Raw genomic sequence first — 16,861 nt, forward strand, 5'->3', positions numbered from 1 at the left:
CATTATATCACAACGACATGAACGAACTGCCTGAAATATACAGACGCATTGAATACCTGCGCAACAAAGGTGTAAAAATGAAAGAGATAGCCGACCATACCAATATGGCGGCAAGTGTACTGTCCTCGCTCTACTCAAGCGTATTGCCTACCTATATCGGATGCATTAAAAAAGGGAATAATGAAGAAGAAGCATTGGACTACGCCCTGTCGCAAGTGAACAATGTATCGAAAAAACGCCTTCTCGGCAACCTGAAAGAGTTAAAAGAACAGTTGTATGCACTGGAGCCTGCGGTTGCCACCGGACAGAAAGAGAATCCGTTTCTGGACATGCTGTCGGAAGAGATGCTCCGTTCCGTACAAGACGCATATAACTACAGCGGCATATACATCAGTTACAGCCTTTCCTCTTCGACCAATGCCCTGAAAGTGGAGCCTTATCTTATCACAACATCCGAAAACAACGGCTATGTGAAAGTCGTACACATGAGCGCCTACAATACCACCCATTTCGGAACAGGTATTTTCAGCAACCACCAGAACTCCTACATCATATTCAATGAACGGGAATCACCGCAAATGGCACTGTTCACAATCTACCTGCAACTGCCTATGTACGATTTTCCGCATATGCTCAAAGGGCTCTACCTCTGCCTCGACTACAACCGCAACCCGATAGCCCGAAGAATACTGTTCATCAAACACTCGGACAGCACCGGCATGGACGACTTCCTGGAACTGAAAGGCACTATCATCCCCAAAGAAGAGCTGACGGAAGAACAGATACCTTATTATAACTACACCTGCCAGCCGGGCGATTATATCAAAACTTGCTCCGTTCCTTCTCCTTTGTTCAACGAAAAAGATTTGGAAAGAGAAAAAAAGATGCTGGAAATCTGAGCATTGCCCGCAACAGAGCGACTTTGCAACCTGGTTGCATTCCCTATTATCTACCTTTGCATCAAAAACAAGAGATAATATGGGAAATAATAATTGTACATGTTGTTGTGCACACGGTAACGCACAGCCAGACAAGCAACCGGAACACACCGGTTTCTTAAAGGACTACGGGAGAATCCTGCTTTCGGCCTCCCTGCTTTTCAGCGGAATCATCATGAAAGCTACAGGTATGGGATTCTTCGCAGATGACACTGTTATGTTTGCCTGGTACCTGGCGGCATACCTGCCTGTAGGCCTGCCCGTACTGAAAGAGGCGTGGGAAAGCATCCTGCAAAAGGACATTTTCAGTGAATTCACACTGATGTCCATCGCTACATTAGGAGCTTTCTATATCAAGGAGTATCCGGAAGGCGTAGCCGTAATGCTGTTCTACTCACTGGGAGAGCTATTTCAGGAAAGGGCGGTGAGTAAGGCAAAGCGGAATATCAGCGCACTGATTGACGTACGTCCGGAAACGGCAACGGTCATCAAAGGCAATGAGGCCGTTGTCACATCTCCCCGCCACGTACAGACGGGCGACATCATCGAAGTAAAAACCGGAGAACGTGTTCCGCTGGATGGAAAAATGCTGGATGAAGCTGCCGCCTTCAACACTTCCGCACTCACAGGCGAAAGCATACCGCGCACCATCCGTAAAGGCGGGGAAGTCCTTGCCGGAATGATTTCCACGGATAAGGTTATCAGGGTGGAAGTAACACGGCCTTTTGAGAAGAGCGCGCTCTCACGTATACTGGAACTGGTACAGAATGCGTCCGAACGTAAAGCACCGGCCGAACTATTCATACGCAAGTTTGCCCGCGTCTATACGCCGATTGTAACCGGACTGGCGGCATTGATCGTGCTGCTCCCTTTCCTCTATTCATTGGCAAACGCGCAGTTTTCGTTTATCTTTAACGACTGGATGTATCGGGCACTTGTATTTCTGGTTATCTCATGCCCCTGCGCCCTGGTAGTAAGCATTCCTTTGGGATATTTCGGCGGCATCGGTGCCGCATCCCGTCTGGGAATACTGTTTAAAGGCGGCAATTACTTAGATGCCATTGCCAGAATCAATACGGTGGTCTTCGACAAGACGGGCACGCTGACCAAAGGAACGTTTGAAGTACAGTCTTGCCATACCCCGCAAGGCATATCCGAAGAGAAGCTGCTTCAAGTCATAGCTTCTGCGGAACAAAACAGTACACACCCCATAGCCAAAGCTATCACCGGGTATGCAAAGCAAAGGAATATACTCTTGTCTCCGGCAACAGAAGTTACAGAAATTGCGGGCCGCGGACTCGAAGCAAGGATAGACGGACAGCGTGTCTTGGCAGGAAACACCCGCTTATTGTCCGAATATAAGGTGGAATACCCGCAGGAATTATCCGAAATCACCGATACGGTGGTAGTCTGCGCCATAGGTTCAGCCTACGCAGGTTATCTGCTGCTATCCGATACACTGAAAGACGATGCCTGTACAGCCATAGAAGAGCTGAAAGCTTTAAATATCAATAATATTCAGATATTATCGGGAGACAAGCAGGCAATTGTCACTAACTTTGCAGAGAAGTTAGGGGTGGCGCGAGCGTATGGCAACCTGCTGCCCGACGGTAAAGTAGAGCACATAGAGGAACTGAAACGAAACACTGCCAACCGGATAGCCTTTGTAGGCGACGGCATCAACGATGCTCCCGTCCTTGCCCTCAGCCATGTAGGTATCGCAATGGGCGGACTGGGCAGCGACGCAGCCATCGAGACTGCCGATGTCGTAATACAAACCGACCAGCCCTCAAAAGTAGCTACTGCCATTTGTGCCGGCAAGCAGACACGCCGGATTGTATGGCAGAACATTTCGCTGGCTTTCGGAGTTAAACTATTGGTACTGGCTTTAGGCGCCGGCGGACTGGCTACCCTGTGGGAAGCCGTTTTTGCAGATGTCGGCGTGGCTCTTATCGCCATAGTAAATGCCATCCGCGTACAGAAACTGATAAAATAGAAAGGGAAAAGCATATGAAAGAAAAGGATTATTTAGCCTTGTTGGCAAAGAGAGAGATACAGCCCACCGCCATACGCATATTAGTATTGCAGGCCATGTTCAAGGCAGGACGCTCCGTCTCTTTACTCGATTTGGAAAATATGCTGGATACGGTTGACAAATCCTCTATCTTCCGCACCATCACCCTTTTCCTTTCTCACCACCTGATACACAGCATCGATGACGGGACAGGTTCTTTCAAATATGCGGTATGCAGTGCAAGCTGCTCTTGCGAAGTCAACGACCTGCACACTCATTTTCATTGCGAGAGTTGCAACAAGACATTCTGCTTCCAGAATATCCCTACACCGGTAGTACAAGTACCGGAAGGATTTACGCTGAACAGCATCAATTATGTACTGAAAGGGCTTTGTCCGGAATGTGCGGCAAAAGATAAGCAGAAACAAAATTTCAAGACGCAGTGAAGAAAACAGTATACCTGTCGCTTATGAAGATTATATTATCTCCCTGCATTCTTTTGTAATCTAAAGTATTTTGCCTATCTTTGTAAGAATCAATATATTAAACAATGACAAATAGCAACGAAAATCAGATAATCCGTTTTGACTGGGCGATGAAACGCCTGCTCAGGAACAAGGCTAATTTCAGTGTCTTGGAAGGTCTGCTCACTACGTTATTGGGTGAAAAGATCATTATCCGGCGGCTTCTTGAGAGCGAAAGCAATCAGGAGGACGAGTATGACAAGTATAACCGTGTCGACATGCTTGCCGAGAATTCCAAAGGTGAGCTGGTATTGATAGAGGTACAGAATAATAATGAATATGCCTACTTCCAGCGTATGCTGTTCGGCACTTCCAAATTAGTGACCGAGTATATCAATAGAGGAGAAAGCTATGACAAAGTCCGCAAAGTCTATAGCGTTAATATCGTCTATTTCTCTTTGGGACATGGAACTGATTTCGTTTATCATGGAAAGACGGAGTTCAGAGGTATCCACACCAATGACCTTCTTGAACTCACCCCCTTCCAAAAGCAAACATTCAAGGTGGATACGGTGAGCCAGTTATATCCCGAATATTATATCCTGAAAGTAAACGATTTCAATCAGGTAGCCAGGAGCCCTTTGGAAGAATGGATTTATTATCTGAATACCGGGGAGATACCTTCTACAGCTACAGCTCCCGGTCTGGAAGAGGCCCGTGAGAGGTTGAAACTGGACAGCATGACCAAGGATGAGCTTGCTGCGTATTACCGCCACTTGGATAATATTGTAATCCTTCGTGACAATATCAATACCGAACGTGAAGAAGGAAGAGCTGAAGGCAAAGCCGAAGGTAGGGCCGAGGGTAGAGCTGAAGGTAGAGCCGAAGGTATTGAAGAGGGGTTGAATAAAGGATTGGCAAAAGGTCATAAAGAAGGAGTAAAAGAAAGTGCCCGTAATTTGAAAAAATTAGGTGTGGCTATTGAGGTCATTTCACAAGCTACCGGATTATCTAAAGAAGAGATTGAAATATTATAAAACGTTTTTTGAAAAGAGAACGTTTCATAATACACAAAAAGTAAAGCCGCTGAAAAACAGCGGCTTTACTTTTCATTTTGTGGAGCTGGAGGGAATCGAACCCTCGTCCAAACGAGGAAATCATAAGCTTTCTACATGCTTATCTTTGCCTGATTTTTCGTGCAACGGCAGAACCAAAGCCATCAACCGTTGCCTTATCCTCTAAAGTTTCATCCGAGCCACGAGGCTGACACGAACTATCCCCGATTTGACTGCACCACTTGACCGGAATGCTTCGGAGCAACAGCTTCCGAGTGATGTCCCGTCCCAACACCTTGTGTCGGGATTAAGCTAATCTACTATACTTCGATTAAGCAGCAAGAGCAAATTGTCTTTCGCCAGATAAAATTTTGAAGACTGAGATTTAAGTGCAAATCAACGACGCACTGCATGCTTACTTACCATTTCTGCCCGCTGTCAAATCCAGTCAACCCCATGACTTCATAACAAACAGAAAATCAAAAGAAAACGTATCATTTCTGATTTTTGAGGGATAAAAAAGAGATAAACAATATATCTTTTTTCTTTCCTTTCCGCTTTCTCTTCTGCAAAGATACGAATAAATTTCCTTATTACGGTTCTTAATCCCGGCAATTTTACATCTTATTTTATATTATACAGAGGAGAAACTGAAAGCAGCCGCACATGCATACCCTTCCTCGTACAGGTCGGTAAGCTTGCTTATGTCCCTTTCGATGCGGTCCACCACTATCGGTTTTTGCGGACGTATCACGATAATCTCTCCCGCATCTTCCAGCCGTTCCACCAGTTCCAACTGTTCGTTGTAAACACTGCTGCGCCGGTTGATAGCCTCGCGCAGGCGAGGATATTTCTTATAAATAAAAGATGGAACTTTAGTCCCCTGAATATCTTTCCGATACCCCCGGTTACGCGTAAGCACCACTACATTGCGGTCGTAACCGTCGCGGCGGGCACGCATCAGAGGAATGCTGTCCGCAATGCCGCCATCCAGCATCGGAATATTATCCACATACGCAACGGGACAAACAAAAGGCAGACTGCTCGAAGCGCGCACAATATCGATAACACGCTCCTTGTTCTTCTTTTCCTCAAAATAGTCGGCCTCTCCGGTCAGGCAGTTGGTGGTTACCATGACAAAACGCTCCGGGCAACTGAAATAAGCATCATAATCATACGGCAGAATATGCTCGGGAAACTCACGGAACAACAGGTCGAAATCCATGATGTTACGTTTCTTCAGCAGGTACTTCAGTCCGATATAATTATACTTCTCCAGCAGGTCGATATTGCTGTACCTAGCACGTCCCCGCTGCCCCGACATGTACGACAATCCGTTGCATGCACCCGCGCTGACACCAATCGTATAAGGAAATCGGATGCCCCGGTCCATGAAATTGTCCAACACGCCGCAGGTGAATACGCCTCGCATGCCTCCACCCTCCAGAATCAGGCCGCTCCGATTGTCTATATGTATTATTTTCTCCATAAGTGTCAGAATTAACGCACCAAAGATAGCTTTTGTTTACGATATTCTGTTTATATTTGCACACATAACTATAAATTAATAACAATTTAATCATGATGAAAAAGTCTGTATTAATTGCCGCCTTAGGACTGTTCAGTCTGAATACAATGGCACAAGACGCCCCCAAAGAAGAGGGATTCGTCTTTACTACCGTAAAAGAAAACCCGATTACGTCCATCAAGAACCAGAACCGTTCCAGTACGTGCTGGAGCTTCTCCAGCCTCGGTTTCCTGGAAAGCGAGCTGTTGCGCATGGGCAAAGGAGAATACGACCTTTCCGAGATGTTCGTCGTACACCACACCATGGTAGACCGCGGACAGAACTACGTACGCTATCACGGCGACAGTTCTTTCTCACCGGGCGGAAGTTTTTATGACATCATGTTCTGCCTGAAGAACTACGGACTCGTGCCGCAGGAAGCCATGCCGGGCATTATGTACGGCGATTCGCTGCCTGTACACAACGAACTGGATGCCGTGGCAGGCGCATACGTAGATGCCATCGCCAAAGGCAGACTCACCAAGCTGACTCCCGTATGGAAAAACGGTCTGAGCGCCATTTACGACACTTACCTCGGCAAATGCCCTGAAAAGTTCACTTACAAAGGAAAAGAATACACACCGAAGACTTTCGGCGAATCACTCGGAATCAATCCGGACGATTATGTATCGCTGACTTCGTATACACACCACCCGTTCTACACCCAGTTTGCCATCGAAATTCAGGACAACTGGCGCAACGGCCTTTCCTGGAACCTGCCTATCGACGAGCTGATGGCTGTTATGGACAATGCCATCAAGAACGGTTACACCTTTGCATGGGGCAGTGACGTGAGCGAACAAGGTTTCACCCGCGACGGTATTGCCGTTATGCCGGATGCAGCCCGCGGCGCAGAACTCACCGGTTCGGACATGGCTCGTTGGACAGGCCTTACCGCTGCCGACAAGCGCAAAGAGCTGACCGGCAAACCGCTGCCGGAAGTCAACGTTACCCAGGAAATGCGTCAGACTGCTTTCGACAACTGGGAAACAACCGACGACCACGGCATGGTTATCTACGGCATTGCCAAAGACCAGAACGGAAAAGAATATTTCATGGTAAAGAATTCCTGGGGACTGAGCGGCAAGTATAAAGGCATCTGGTATGCTTCCAAAGCTTTCGTTGCTTACAAAACCATGAATATCCTTGTTCATAAGGATGCACTGCCCAAAGACATCGCCAAGAAACTGGGCATTAAATAACGTCTTTCCGAAACCGGAACAGAAAAAGAAAAACGCATTAGTTGTCATCACTCATCACCAAATCCCTGCATACCCCTATTCATCGGGTATACAGAGAGTGACGACAAAATTATAAGAGTGACGACCGATATTCGGTCGTCACTCTTTTTTTGCAGCCTTCCGAACCAACTATCTGTATTACAAACACTTGCCATTCACAGACAGAAAATTGATTATACCTTGTTTTCTTTGTTTTTTGCCACATTTCACTCCGGTTATCTCCGGTACAAAATACAACAATGCCTTATATATAATGCCGCAAAGCTTCATACATAATGTCGCTATACCTGTTTCTTTTCTTCGTTTTGCAATTGGCAACCGAAGAGCCCGCAGTTGGCAACCGTACGGCCCGCAACCGGAAACCGGACAGCCCGCAATTGAAAAACGAAGTTTTACACCGTTCCGAACGGTATTTTACACCATACACAAGCGGGAAAAAGACGGTATGAAACAAGAAAAACAACAGGTGTTTCCCACGTTTCTTACCTTACTTTTTTTATATCTTCCACGATCTGCGGCACTGTCAGCCGGTTGTCCCGTAGCAACTCGCCTGCATCATAACGGTCTGCAAACTCTTTACGGATACCATAGTTCAGCACTTTCATACCCGATGCGCCGTAATAACGGGCAATCTTCTCGCCAAAACCACCGTCGAGCACACCGTCTTCGAGAGTTACCACCAACGTGTGGTCGCGTTTCAAATCTTCGAGCAAAGCCTCATCCACTCCTGTAATGAAACGGGGATTGACGAGTGTTGCATCCACTCCGGTTTCTTCTTTCAGCTTTCCAACCACTTCTTCGCCCAATTGAAAGAAAGAGCCAAGCCCAAGAACGGCAACCTGCCCGCCACGGTGCGCCACTTCATAACGGTTCAGCAGCTTGCCGTAATCCTTCTCCGGTTCGATGCCGCGCGAAAGGACTCCGTTGGCGGGGACACGAATGGCTACGGGATGCTCCGTCTGATGGATCCCCCACTCCAACATGGCAAAATACTCCTCACGGCAAGTAGGAGCCAGATAAACCATGTTCGGAATGTTGCCGATGACCGGAATATCGAACAGGCAAAGGTGAGTGACATCGTTCATTGTCGAAGCGCCACCCCAAAAGACGAGAATCAATGCGGGATTGTTATTGATACAGAGGTCCTGCGACAACTGGTCGTAGGCGCGCTGGATGAAAGTGCTGTACACCCCGAATACCGGTTTCCCGCCACCGGCGGCAATGGCAGACGCCATGGCAACGGCATGCTCCTCGGCAATGCCCACATCGACAAACTGACGCCCCGCCTCTTCGCGACGCTCTGGCGTAAAGCCGAATACGGTGGGTGTGCCCGCTGTGATGCCGACAACGGTACGGTCTTTCTTCATCTCTTGCAGCAGATACCTTGCCGTAAGGTCGCTGTAATCTTCTTCATTGCCGGAGTCAACCGCCGGGCTGCCCGTCTCCAGGCAGAACGGAGCACTGTAATGGAAACGTTCCTGCTGCTGCTCGGCAAGGCGGTAGCCTTTACCTTTGAGGGTATTGATATGTACCGCAACCGGGTGGGCGATGTCTTTCACCTTTCGGAAAGCATCTATCAATGCCTGCACGTTATTGCCGTCTTTCACGTACAGATAATCCAGTCCCATGGCGGTAAAGAAGTTGCAAGGCGCCTGACCGTCGGTTTCGCGCAGCAGTTGCAGGTTGCGATACAAGCTGCCGTGATTTTCGGCAATGGACATTTGGTTGTCGTTCACAATCACGATGAAGTTCGTTCCCAGTTCGGCTGCATTGTTCAACCCTTCAAAAGCCTCGCCACCGCTTAAAGAACCATCGCCGATTACGGCTATCACATTGCCCGTACCGCCTTTCAGGTCGCGCGCTTTGGCAAGTCCGGTGGCAAGGCTGACGGAAGTCGACGTATGTCCGATAACGAAGAAGTCATGTTCGCTTTCCGAGGGTTCGGTGTAGCCCGACACTTCATCGTATGCGGCAGCGTCCATAAATGCCGCCTTGCGCCCTGTGAGTATTTTGTGTGCATAACTTTGGTGGGAAACGTCGTAAACAATCTTGTCTGCCGGCGAGTTGAACACATAGTGCAAGGCAACGGTAGCCTCTACCATACCCAGATTCGGGCCTACATGACCGCCGTGCTCACTCAGCTTCTTCAGCAATACGCCGCGCACTTCTTCACTCAATGTTTCCAGTTCGCCTGCCGAAAGCCGCTTCACGTCGGCAGGCCCGTTAATCTTTTCTATATACATAGCTTTATTTAAAAATAGATGGTTTATTTAAAAACGACGGATAGCATAAAAATGATTTACCGATATGTCCGACGCTGCAAAAATACAACGGAGAGAACATTCGGAAGGTAGACGGATTACGGTTTGCGTTACCCTTTTTACGGTTTGCGTTTTTGCTCAAAATCTCCCCGGATGTGCATTTTTTACCTTGTTTTCTTGTCAAACCCAACTCTTTGCGTAAATTTGCAAGCTGATAGTTAACCGGACAATTTCAGTAGCAGGACTCTACTACTCCTATTCCCGGTACTGACATATGGAATACTAATACTAATAATTAATAACATGAGTTTGAAAATCGTTGTACTGGCAAAACAAGTTCCCGACACACGCAACGTTGGGAAAGATGCCATGAAAGCCGACGGAACCATTAACCGCGCGGCACTCCCCGCCATCTTCAACCCCGAAGACCTGAATGCCCTTGAGCAAGCTCTCCGACTGAAAGATGCACATCCGGGCTCCACCGTAACCATCCTGACCATGGGACCGGGACGCGCAGCCGAAGTTATCCGTGAAGGACTTTACCGCGGCGCCGACAACGGCTATCTGCTGACCGACCGCGCTTTTGCCGGAGCCGATACGCTGGCCACTTCCTACGCCCTTGCCACCGCCATCAGGAAGATAGGCGATTATGACATCATCATCGGCGGCCGCCAGGCCATCGACGGCGATACGGCACAGGTAGGCCCGCAAGTGGCTGAGAAGTTGGGATTGACGCAGGTTACTTATGCGGAAGAGATTCTGAATGTGGACAAAGCAGCCGGAAAGATTACCGTAAAACGCCATATCGACGGCGGTGTGGAGACTGTGGAAGGTCCGCTGCCCATCGTTATCACCGTTAACGGAAGCGCTGCTCCCTGCCGTCCGCGCAATGCCAAACTGGTGCAGAAATACAAACGCGCCCTCGGTGCGCAGGAGAAAGCCGCCATTGAAAAAGAAGGCGCCGAACTGCCGTATGCAGCCCTTTACGAGAAATACCCTTATCTGAACATCACGGAATGGAGTGTGGCCGACGTCAACGGCGACCTCGCACAATGCGGTCTGAGCGGCTCGCCCACCAAGGTGAAAACCATTCAGAATATTTCATTCCAGGCCAAAGAAAGCAAAACGCTCACGGGCAGCGACCGGGATGTAGAAGATTTGATTGTTGAACTGTTAGCTAACCACACGATAGGATAAGATTATGAATAACGTATTTGTATATTTGGAGATAGAAGGCACTACGGTAGCCGATGTCAGTCTCGAACTCCTGACCAAAGGTCGTAAATTGGCTAATCAGTTGGGCTGCCAACTGGAAGCAGTTGCTGCCGGCAGCAATCTGGCAGGCATTGAAAAGCAGGTATTGCCTTTCGGCGTCGACAAACTGCACGTATTCGACGCTCCGGGCCTGTTTCCATACACTTCCCTTCCCCACTCTTCCGTCCTCATCAACCTGTTCAAGGAAGAACAGCCGCAAATCTGCCTGATGGGTGCAACCGTTATCGGCCGCGACCTCGGCCCGCGCGTATCTTCCGCACTGACCAGCGGACTGACCGCCGACTGTACCTCACTCGAAATCGGCAACCATGAGGATAAGAAAGAGGGCAAGACCTACGAAAATCTGTTGTACCAAATCCGTCCCGCATTCGGCGGCAACATCGTGGCAACGATTGTGAACCCCGAACACCGTCCGCAAATGGCGACCGTGCGCGAGGGCGTGATGAAGAAAGAGATTCTGGATGCCGACTACAAGGGTGAAGTAATCCGCCACGACGTTGCCAAGTACGTTCCCGAAACGGACTATGTAGTGAAGGTTATCGACCGCCACGTGGAAAAGGCGAAACACAATTTAAAGGGGGCTCCCATCGTCATTGCCGGCGGTTACGGCATGGGCAGCCGCGAGAACTTCGACATGCTGTTCGACCTTGCCAAGGAGCTTCACGCCGAAGTAGGCGCCAGCCGCGCCGCCGTCGATGCGGGCTATGCCGACCACGACCGTCAGATAGGTCAGACGGGTGTAACCGTCCGTCCGAAACTCTATATCGCCTGCGGCATCTCAGGACAAATCCAGCACATTGCCGGAATGCAGGAGAGCGGCATCATCATCTCCGTGAACAATGACGAGAACGCTCCTATCAATGCCATTGCCGACTACGTTATCAACGGTACGGTAGAAGAGGTTATTCCGAAGATGATTAAGTATTACAAACAGAATAGTAAATAAGGAGTTAACTCCGCTAACTCCTAAAGGGAAAAACAATATGGCTAATTTTTATACAGATATTCCGGAACTCAAGTATCACTTGAACAATCCGATGATGCAGCGTATCTGCGAACTGAAAGAACGCGGCTACGAAGATAAAGACAAGTTCGATTATGCACCGCAGGATTATGCGGATGCAATCGACTCCTACGACAAGGTGCTCGAAATCACCGGTGAGATTACAGGTGAGATTATCGCGCCCAATGCCGAAGGTGTGGACGAAGAAGGCCCTCATTGCGCCAACGGCCGTGTGGAATATGCCAGCGGCACCAAACAGAACCTCGACGCCATGGTAAAGGCCGGACTGAACGGTATGACCATGCCGCGCCGTTTCGGCGGACTGAACTTCCCGATTACCCCGTACACCATGTGCGCGGAAATCGTAGCTGCCGCCGATGCTGGCTTTGGCAACATCTGGTCTTTGCAAGACTGTATCGAGACTCTTTACGAGTTCGGTAACGAAGACCAGCACAGCCGTTTCATTCCCCGCATCTGCGCCGGTGAAACCATGTCCATGGACCTGACCGAACCCGATGCCGGTTCCGACCTGCAGAGCGTGATGCTGAAAGCCACTTACGATGAAGCCAACAACTGCTGGCGCCTGAACGGCGTGAAGCGTTTCATCACGAACGGCGATGCCGACCTGCACCTCGTGCTGGCACGCTCGGAAGAGGGAACAAAGGACGGCCGCGGTCTGTCCATGTTCATCTACGACAAGCGTGACGGCGGTGTAAACGTGCGCCGCATCGAAAACAAGCTGGGTATCCACGGTTCGCCCACTTGCGAACTGGTCTACAAGAATGCGAAGTGCGAACTTTGCGGTGACCGCAAGCTCGGTTTGATTAAATACGTAATGGCGCTGATGAACGGCGCCCGTCTGGGTATCGCCGCTCAGTCCGTAGGTCTGTCACAGGCTGCCTATAACGAAGGGCTGGCTTATGCCAAAGACCGCAAACAGTTCGGCAAAGCCATCATCGAGTTCCCCGCCGTGTACGATATGCTGGCTATCATGAAAGCCAAACTGGATGCCGGCCGTGCCCTGCTGTACCAGACTTCACGCTACGTAGACATCTACAAGGCACTGGACGACATCGCCCGCGAACGCAAACTGACTCCGGAAGAACGTCAGGAACAGAAGAAATATGCCAAACTGGCCGATTCCTTCACACCGCTGGCAAAAGGTATGAACTCCGAATACGCCAACCAGAATGCTTACGACAGTATCCAGATTCACGGCGGTTCCGGCTTCATGCTGGAATATGCCTGTCAGCGCATTTATCGCGATGCACGTATCACCAGCATCTACGAAGGTACCACACAGTTGCAGACGGTAGCCGCCATCCGCTACGTCACCAACGGTTCTTATGCCGCCACCCTGCGCGACTATGAGCTGATTCCGTGCAGCGAAGAAATGCAACCGCTGTTGGACCGCGTAAAAGAAATGACGAATAAGTTCGAAGCCTGCACCAACGCCGTTAAGGAAAGCGGCAATCAGGAATTGCTGGACTTCGTGGCTCGCCGTCTTTACGAAATGGCTGCCGTGTGCGTAATGTCTCACTTGCTGATTCAGGATGCGACAACAGCTCCCGAAATGTTTGCCAAGTCGGCGCTGGTGTACGTAAACTATGCCGAATCTGAAATAGAGAAGCATTTCAACTTCATCCGTAAGTTCAAGGCGGAAGAGTTGGAAAGCTATCGCAAGTAAAGACGTATAGATAGAAAATGCAGCGGACACCGGAACTTTATCAGTTCTGGTGTCCGTTTGCTTTTTATACACCCTAACTCTGTATCCAAAACAAGATTCGTCAACCATTAATCAGATGAAACCGGATATAGAAATCGCAAATATTAACTAAAAAAAAGTTACTTTTCACTCAATATACAATTATTATTTATATCTTTATTTCTTTCAAGGATTTTCTTTGAAAATGAATCTAAAACACAACCAAACGTATGCAGCAAAGACACGAAAACAGAAAGACTTACTTTCAGGAACTGGCAACGACCAGTGAACTTCATTTCCTTCCCTACATTCACCGATTCACTTCTGTCACTCCCCAAAGCCGGATTCTTGAAATCGGTTGTGGCGAAGGTGGAAATCTGGTACCCTTTGCCCGCATCGGCTGCCGGGTTACAGGCATTGATTTATCCGAAAACCGCATCCGGCAAGCCCGCCAGTTCTTCCAGGAAGAAAGACTGCCCGCCACTTTCATAGCCTCGGATATTTTTCAAATCATACAATTGGAAGAAGCATTCGACATTATACTGATTCACGATGTTATAGAGCATATCTCCGAAAAATACCGCCTTTTAGAACATATCAAACGCTTCCTCACTCCCGGTGGACTACTCTTTATCAGCTTCCCTCCCTGGCAAATGCCTTTTGGAGGGCATCAGCAGATTTGCCGGAACAAATATGTTTCACGCCTGCCTTTCATTCATTTATTGCCCGCAGGCATCTACAGCAGTTTATTACACCACTTTGGCGAAAGCCAGGCACGCATCGATGAACTTCTCGACATACGGAAATGCCGGACAAGTATCGAACTATTCGAAAAACTTCTCTGCACTTCCCACTATCAGATTTTTCACAAACAATTCTGGTTTATCAATCCGCATTACGAACAAAAATTTCACCTTAAACCGCGTAAATTGCTACGTCTCATCGGTTCGATACCGCATCTGCGCAATTTTTTCTGTACCTCATGCTTTTATCTGATACAATCATGAGGAACCGTATCCATGAACTGGACTATCTGAAATGCCTGTTTATCATACTCATGATCATCTTTCACCTGAGCCATATAGGAAGTAAGTATCCGTATGCCAAAAGTATCGTATATACTTTCCATATGCCCGCCTTCCTGTTGATTTCGGGTTATCTGATTAACGTGCATAAAAAGCCGGAAATTTTTCTGAAAGCGATGGCATGGATATTCATTCCATACACCATTATGGAAATCAGTTATGCCTGCATGTCTATGCTATTTCCCGTTTGGGACGGGATAAAAGAAATCAGTGCCTCAGTTCTGCTCGGCAAAGTATTGCTTGATCCTATTGGGCCTTACTGGTATCTGCACGCATTCATATTATGTGGCACCACCTATTATTTCGTGCATACTTATCTCAGTTCGACTCCATTTATCCGCCTACTGGTAACAAGCAGTCTCCTTTTACTTTTCTCTTACATCTTTCATTTGCTGACATTTGCCAATGCTTTCTATTTCATGGCAGGCACTGCTATCCATCTGGGAAAACGTCCGTTCCTATCTTGTTTCCCCGCTTCTTTTCTTGCCATTATCCCTCTGGTTTTTCTGTGCAGCCAGCCGGAGAATCTGAACAGAGGCACTTTAGGAGGCATATTAATTACCGGATTGGTCATCAGCCTTTCGCTGCACATCTACAAACATCTTCCCCATACTGTGAAGCAAGCTTCACTGTTCATCGGAAAGAACACATTGCCTATTCTTCTTTTCTCCCCCGTCTTTACCGCACTGTCCAAACTCTTTCTGCCTTTTTTTTCGTTCGACCCGACAGGGATATGCTTTCTCTGTACCGCCACAGTCATCACTCTGTACGGTAGCATTTTCATCGCATTCTGTTTGGATAAAGCATGCCTTTCTCCTTTCTTCTTCGGAAAAAAGATACTCATATAGAAAATCGGCATTTCAATAGAACCTATATTACGGCGACACACGACCGGAATAACCCAAGAAGCGGAAATGTGATGCGGAAGCTCGGCATGACTTACTGCTATTCATATGAAGAACAATGGCAACCCAAGAACTTTCCTGTGATATTCAGGATGTACCAGTTAAACTTAGATGGTAATACTGATTCCGTATACAGGAAATACTGGGATACGTCCGAAAATCATTTTATCGAAGATTTGTAGCCGATATAAGCACGTTGCTTTCAAATAGACACATCATTCTTTTATTTACTGATAGGTCGATATAAATGGAACAGAAGCGGACAGAATAGAAAGAGAATGATTCAATTTTCTTCTTCGTCCGCTTTCTTTTCTTTATATTTGCATCTATAAAAGCTATCTGAACAAATAAAGTAAAATAGACGATTGCCCAATCATTGTTAGAGAATAATTTCTTTGATGTACAGAAACTTTTTGTCGTTATTTTACGCTTTTCTGCAAACTGTTCCGAAGTATTTCCCCGACAACATTTTACACTGTCGGGGAGCAAAGGGTGGAAATGGTTCTATCTATTCGGGATTTCTCCCGTCCTCTGTAGCACGCCGTCCCGATAGAACTCGATACGCCCGGGCTTGAACCCCATTTCTCCGAGGGCTATATACTTGATATAGTCCCGGTACTTTTCGCCTGAAAAGTTCTTTCCGCAGAGATTGTTGAAAAACATCGGGATAGAAAACCCGTCCTCGCTCGACAGCACCACTTTGCCGTCCTGTCTGATTTCATCTGTCATACCCATTTTGTTTTTAAAAGGTCGTTAAATATTGAAAACCGTTTTTTCTTTCCCTGCTTTCGCCTTGCAGTACAGGTCTGTTTTTCGGTTTTTTTAAGGCAGGGAGAGGATAAAGCATCGGCATAATGAGCCAAACCCGGATAGAAGAAGGTGTGTCGTAATGCACGATGCACCTTCTTTCTTATTCATCACTATACAAATCTGTTCATTTTCTTTAAGCTGCGATCTTTTGAAGATTTCTTTGATTTATGTGTTCCCAGCATCTAAAAACAGCAGTTGTAAGCTCATAAAACAGTCTAATCAGCCAGTTCATACCTTCTTTTGTCAGTTTTGCACACATCTTTTTTATATTGAAGGCAATGGCTAGGAAGGCAAAGTCCATGAAGACCTTGTCCTTTCCAAAATGTCGGAAACGTTTGTAGTTCATATTGTTTTTAATTTGTCCGAACACGGCCTCCGGTTCTATGCATCTCTGCCCTCTGTGTTTCAGTCCTTTCTCAGAGCAGAGCAGTTCTTTGGCTCTCCGCTTGTATTGTCTAAGCCTATGATTCAGTTCTATCGTCCTGTTTCCTTTTGCTTTAAAACAGCGGCATCGCAGGGGACAGCCTTCACACCTGAC

Annotated in this window: 14 protein-coding genes, 1 other RNA gene and 1 pseudogene; 11 read left to right on the top strand and 5 right to left on the bottom strand. The window is 47.7% G+C overall.

Annotated elements, in window-relative coordinates; all coding sequences use genetic code 11:
• Window positions 1–17 precede the first annotated feature (17 nt).
• The 4 genes from H8S52_RS16140 (at window position 18) to H8S52_RS16155 (ending at window position 4,453) form a co-directional block, all read left to right on the top strand.
• Window positions 18–899, top strand: coding sequence for a hypothetical protein (locus tag H8S52_RS16140; RefSeq protein ID WP_117742103.1), 882 nt, complete (start codon window positions 18–20; stop codon window positions 897–899).
• Between the two features lie 79 nt (window positions 900–978).
• Window positions 979–2,934 (top strand): heavy metal translocating P-type ATPase, encoded by a 1,956-nt coding sequence (locus H8S52_RS16145; RefSeq protein ID WP_186910214.1) that lies wholly within the window; start codon window positions 979–981, stop codon window positions 2,932–2,934.
• 14 nt (window positions 2,935–2,948) lie between these two features.
• On the top strand, window positions 2,949–3,398 hold the full coding sequence (locus H8S52_RS16150; RefSeq protein WP_016662563.1) for a Fur family transcriptional regulator: 450 nt from the start codon (window positions 2,949–2,951) through the stop codon (window positions 3,396–3,398).
• 104 nt (window positions 3,399–3,502) lie between these two features.
• Window positions 3,503–4,453 (top strand): Rpn family recombination-promoting nuclease/putative transposase, encoded by a 951-nt coding sequence (locus H8S52_RS16155; RefSeq protein ID WP_117907592.1) that lies wholly within the window; start codon window positions 3,503–3,505, stop codon window positions 4,451–4,453.
• 77 nt (window positions 4,454–4,530) lie between these two features.
• Here the strand turns inward: H8S52_RS16155 and ssrA are convergent.
• Together ssrA and H8S52_RS16165 are read right to left on the bottom strand one after the other, a co-directional pair.
• Window positions 4,531–4,927, bottom strand: a transfer-messenger RNA (tmRNA) gene (ssrA, locus tag H8S52_RS16160).
• A gap of 178 nt (window positions 4,928–5,105) precedes the next feature.
• Complete coding sequence (locus H8S52_RS16165) at window positions 5,106–5,960, bottom strand: patatin family protein (RefSeq protein WP_186910215.1); 855 nt, start codon at window positions 5,958–5,960, stop codon at window positions 5,106–5,108.
• A gap of 95 nt (window positions 5,961–6,055) precedes the next feature.
• On the opposite strand from H8S52_RS16165, the gene H8S52_RS16170 reads away from it, so the two are divergent.
• Window positions 6,056–7,240 (top strand): aminopeptidase C, encoded by a 1,185-nt coding sequence (locus H8S52_RS16170; protein ID WP_034536169.1) that lies wholly within the window; start codon window positions 6,056–6,058, stop codon window positions 7,238–7,240.
• 521 nt (window positions 7,241–7,761) lie between these two features.
• Here the strand turns inward: H8S52_RS16170 and H8S52_RS16175 are convergent.
• On the bottom strand, window positions 7,762–9,522 hold the full coding sequence (locus H8S52_RS16175; RefSeq protein WP_186910216.1) for a 1-deoxy-D-xylulose-5-phosphate synthase: 1,761 nt from the start codon (window positions 9,520–9,522) through the stop codon (window positions 7,762–7,764).
• Window positions 9,523–9,843: 321 nt separating this feature from the next.
• Between H8S52_RS16175 and H8S52_RS16180 the strand changes: the two genes are divergently transcribed.
• From H8S52_RS16180 to H8S52_RS20030, 6 genes and pseudogenes are all read left to right on the top strand, one after another.
• Window positions 9,844–10,737, top strand: a complete 894-nt coding sequence (locus tag H8S52_RS16180; RefSeq protein ID WP_005654485.1) for an electron transfer flavoprotein subunit beta/FixA family protein — start codon at window positions 9,844–9,846, stop codon at window positions 10,735–10,737.
• Window positions 10,738–10,741: 4 nt separating this feature from the next.
• Window positions 10,742–11,761 (top strand): electron transfer flavoprotein subunit alpha/FixB family protein, encoded by a 1,020-nt coding sequence (locus H8S52_RS16185; RefSeq protein WP_016662568.1) that lies wholly within the window; start codon window positions 10,742–10,744, stop codon window positions 11,759–11,761.
• Between the two features lie 37 nt (window positions 11,762–11,798).
• Complete coding sequence (locus H8S52_RS16190) at window positions 11,799–13,505, top strand: acyl-CoA dehydrogenase family protein (RefSeq protein ID WP_016662569.1); 1,707 nt, start codon at window positions 11,799–11,801, stop codon at window positions 13,503–13,505.
• A 248-nt stretch (window positions 13,506–13,753) separates the two neighbouring features.
• Window positions 13,754–14,530 (top strand): bifunctional 2-polyprenyl-6-hydroxyphenol methylase/3-demethylubiquinol 3-O-methyltransferase UbiG, encoded by a 777-nt coding sequence (locus H8S52_RS16195; RefSeq protein WP_005654481.1) that lies wholly within the window; start codon window positions 13,754–13,756, stop codon window positions 14,528–14,530.
• Window positions 14,527–15,456 carry an acyltransferase family protein gene (locus tag H8S52_RS16200; RefSeq protein ID WP_186910217.1) on the top strand — a complete coding sequence of 310 codons (930 nt, stop codon included), beginning with the start codon at window positions 14,527–14,529 and terminating at the stop codon, window positions 15,454–15,456. The genes H8S52_RS16195 and H8S52_RS16200 overlap by 4 nt, the downstream gene beginning before the upstream one ends.
• Before the next feature lie 23 nt (window positions 15,457–15,479).
• Window positions 15,480–15,695 (top strand): annotated as a pseudogene (locus H8S52_RS20030) (GNAT family N-acetyltransferase); the annotation flags it as partial.
• 322 nt (window positions 15,696–16,017) lie between these two features.
• On the opposite strand, the gene H8S52_RS16205 reads toward H8S52_RS20030, so the two are convergent.
• Window positions 16,018–16,242: a hypothetical protein gene (locus H8S52_RS16205; protein ID WP_040315779.1), complete on the bottom strand. Its 225-nt coding sequence runs from the start codon at window positions 16,240–16,242 to the stop codon at window positions 16,018–16,020.
• Window positions 16,243–16,456: 214 nt separating this feature from the next.
• A partial coding sequence (locus H8S52_RS16210; protein ID WP_186910218.1) for a transposase occupies window positions 16,457–16,861 on the bottom strand: 405 nt, incomplete at its 5' end.

It is taken from the genome of Bacteroides sp. NSJ-48, assembly GCF_014287405.1.
GTDB classification, from domain to species: domain Bacteria; phylum Bacteroidota; class Bacteroidia; order Bacteroidales; family Bacteroidaceae; genus Bacteroides; species Bacteroides stercoris.

Excerpts from the sequence above, each read along its gene's own strand:
- H8S52_RS16145 (WP_186910214.1), top strand. The coding sequence starts at position 979 with ATGGGAAATAATAATTGTACATGTTGTTGTGCACACGGTAACGCACAG.
- H8S52_RS16200 (WP_186910217.1), top strand. The coding sequence starts at position 14,527 with ATGAGGAACCGTATCCATGAACTGGACTATCTGAAATGCCTGTTTATC.
- H8S52_RS16170 (WP_034536169.1), top strand. The coding sequence starts at position 6,056 with ATGAAAAAGTCTGTATTAATTGCCGCCTTAGGACTGTTCAGTCTGAAT.
- H8S52_RS16175 (WP_186910216.1), bottom strand. The coding sequence starts at position 9,522 with ATGTATATAGAAAAGATTAACGGGCCTGCCGACGTGAAGCGGCTTTCG.
- H8S52_RS16190 (WP_016662569.1), top strand. The coding sequence starts at position 11,799 with ATGGCTAATTTTTATACAGATATTCCGGAACTCAAGTATCACTTGAAC.
- H8S52_RS16165 (WP_186910215.1), bottom strand. The coding sequence starts at position 5,960 with ATGGAGAAAATAATACATATAGACAATCGGAGCGGCCTGATTCTGGAG.
- H8S52_RS16195 (WP_005654481.1), top strand. The coding sequence starts at position 13,754 with ATGCAGCAAAGACACGAAAACAGAAAGACTTACTTTCAGGAACTGGCA.
- H8S52_RS16155 (WP_117907592.1), top strand. The coding sequence starts at position 3,503 with ATGACAAATAGCAACGAAAATCAGATAATCCGTTTTGACTGGGCGATG.
- H8S52_RS16140 (WP_117742103.1), top strand. The coding sequence starts at position 18 with ATGAACGAACTGCCTGAAATATACAGACGCATTGAATACCTGCGCAAC.
- H8S52_RS16150 (WP_016662563.1), top strand. The coding sequence starts at position 2,949 with ATGAAAGAAAAGGATTATTTAGCCTTGTTGGCAAAGAGAGAGATACAG.
- H8S52_RS16180 (WP_005654485.1), top strand. The coding sequence starts at position 9,844 with ATGAGTTTGAAAATCGTTGTACTGGCAAAACAAGTTCCCGACACACGC.
- H8S52_RS16205 (WP_040315779.1), bottom strand. The coding sequence starts at position 16,242 with ATGACAGATGAAATCAGACAGGACGGCAAAGTGGTGCTGTCGAGCGAG.
- H8S52_RS16185 (WP_016662568.1), top strand. The coding sequence starts at position 10,742 with ATGAATAACGTATTTGTATATTTGGAGATAGAAGGCACTACGGTAGCC.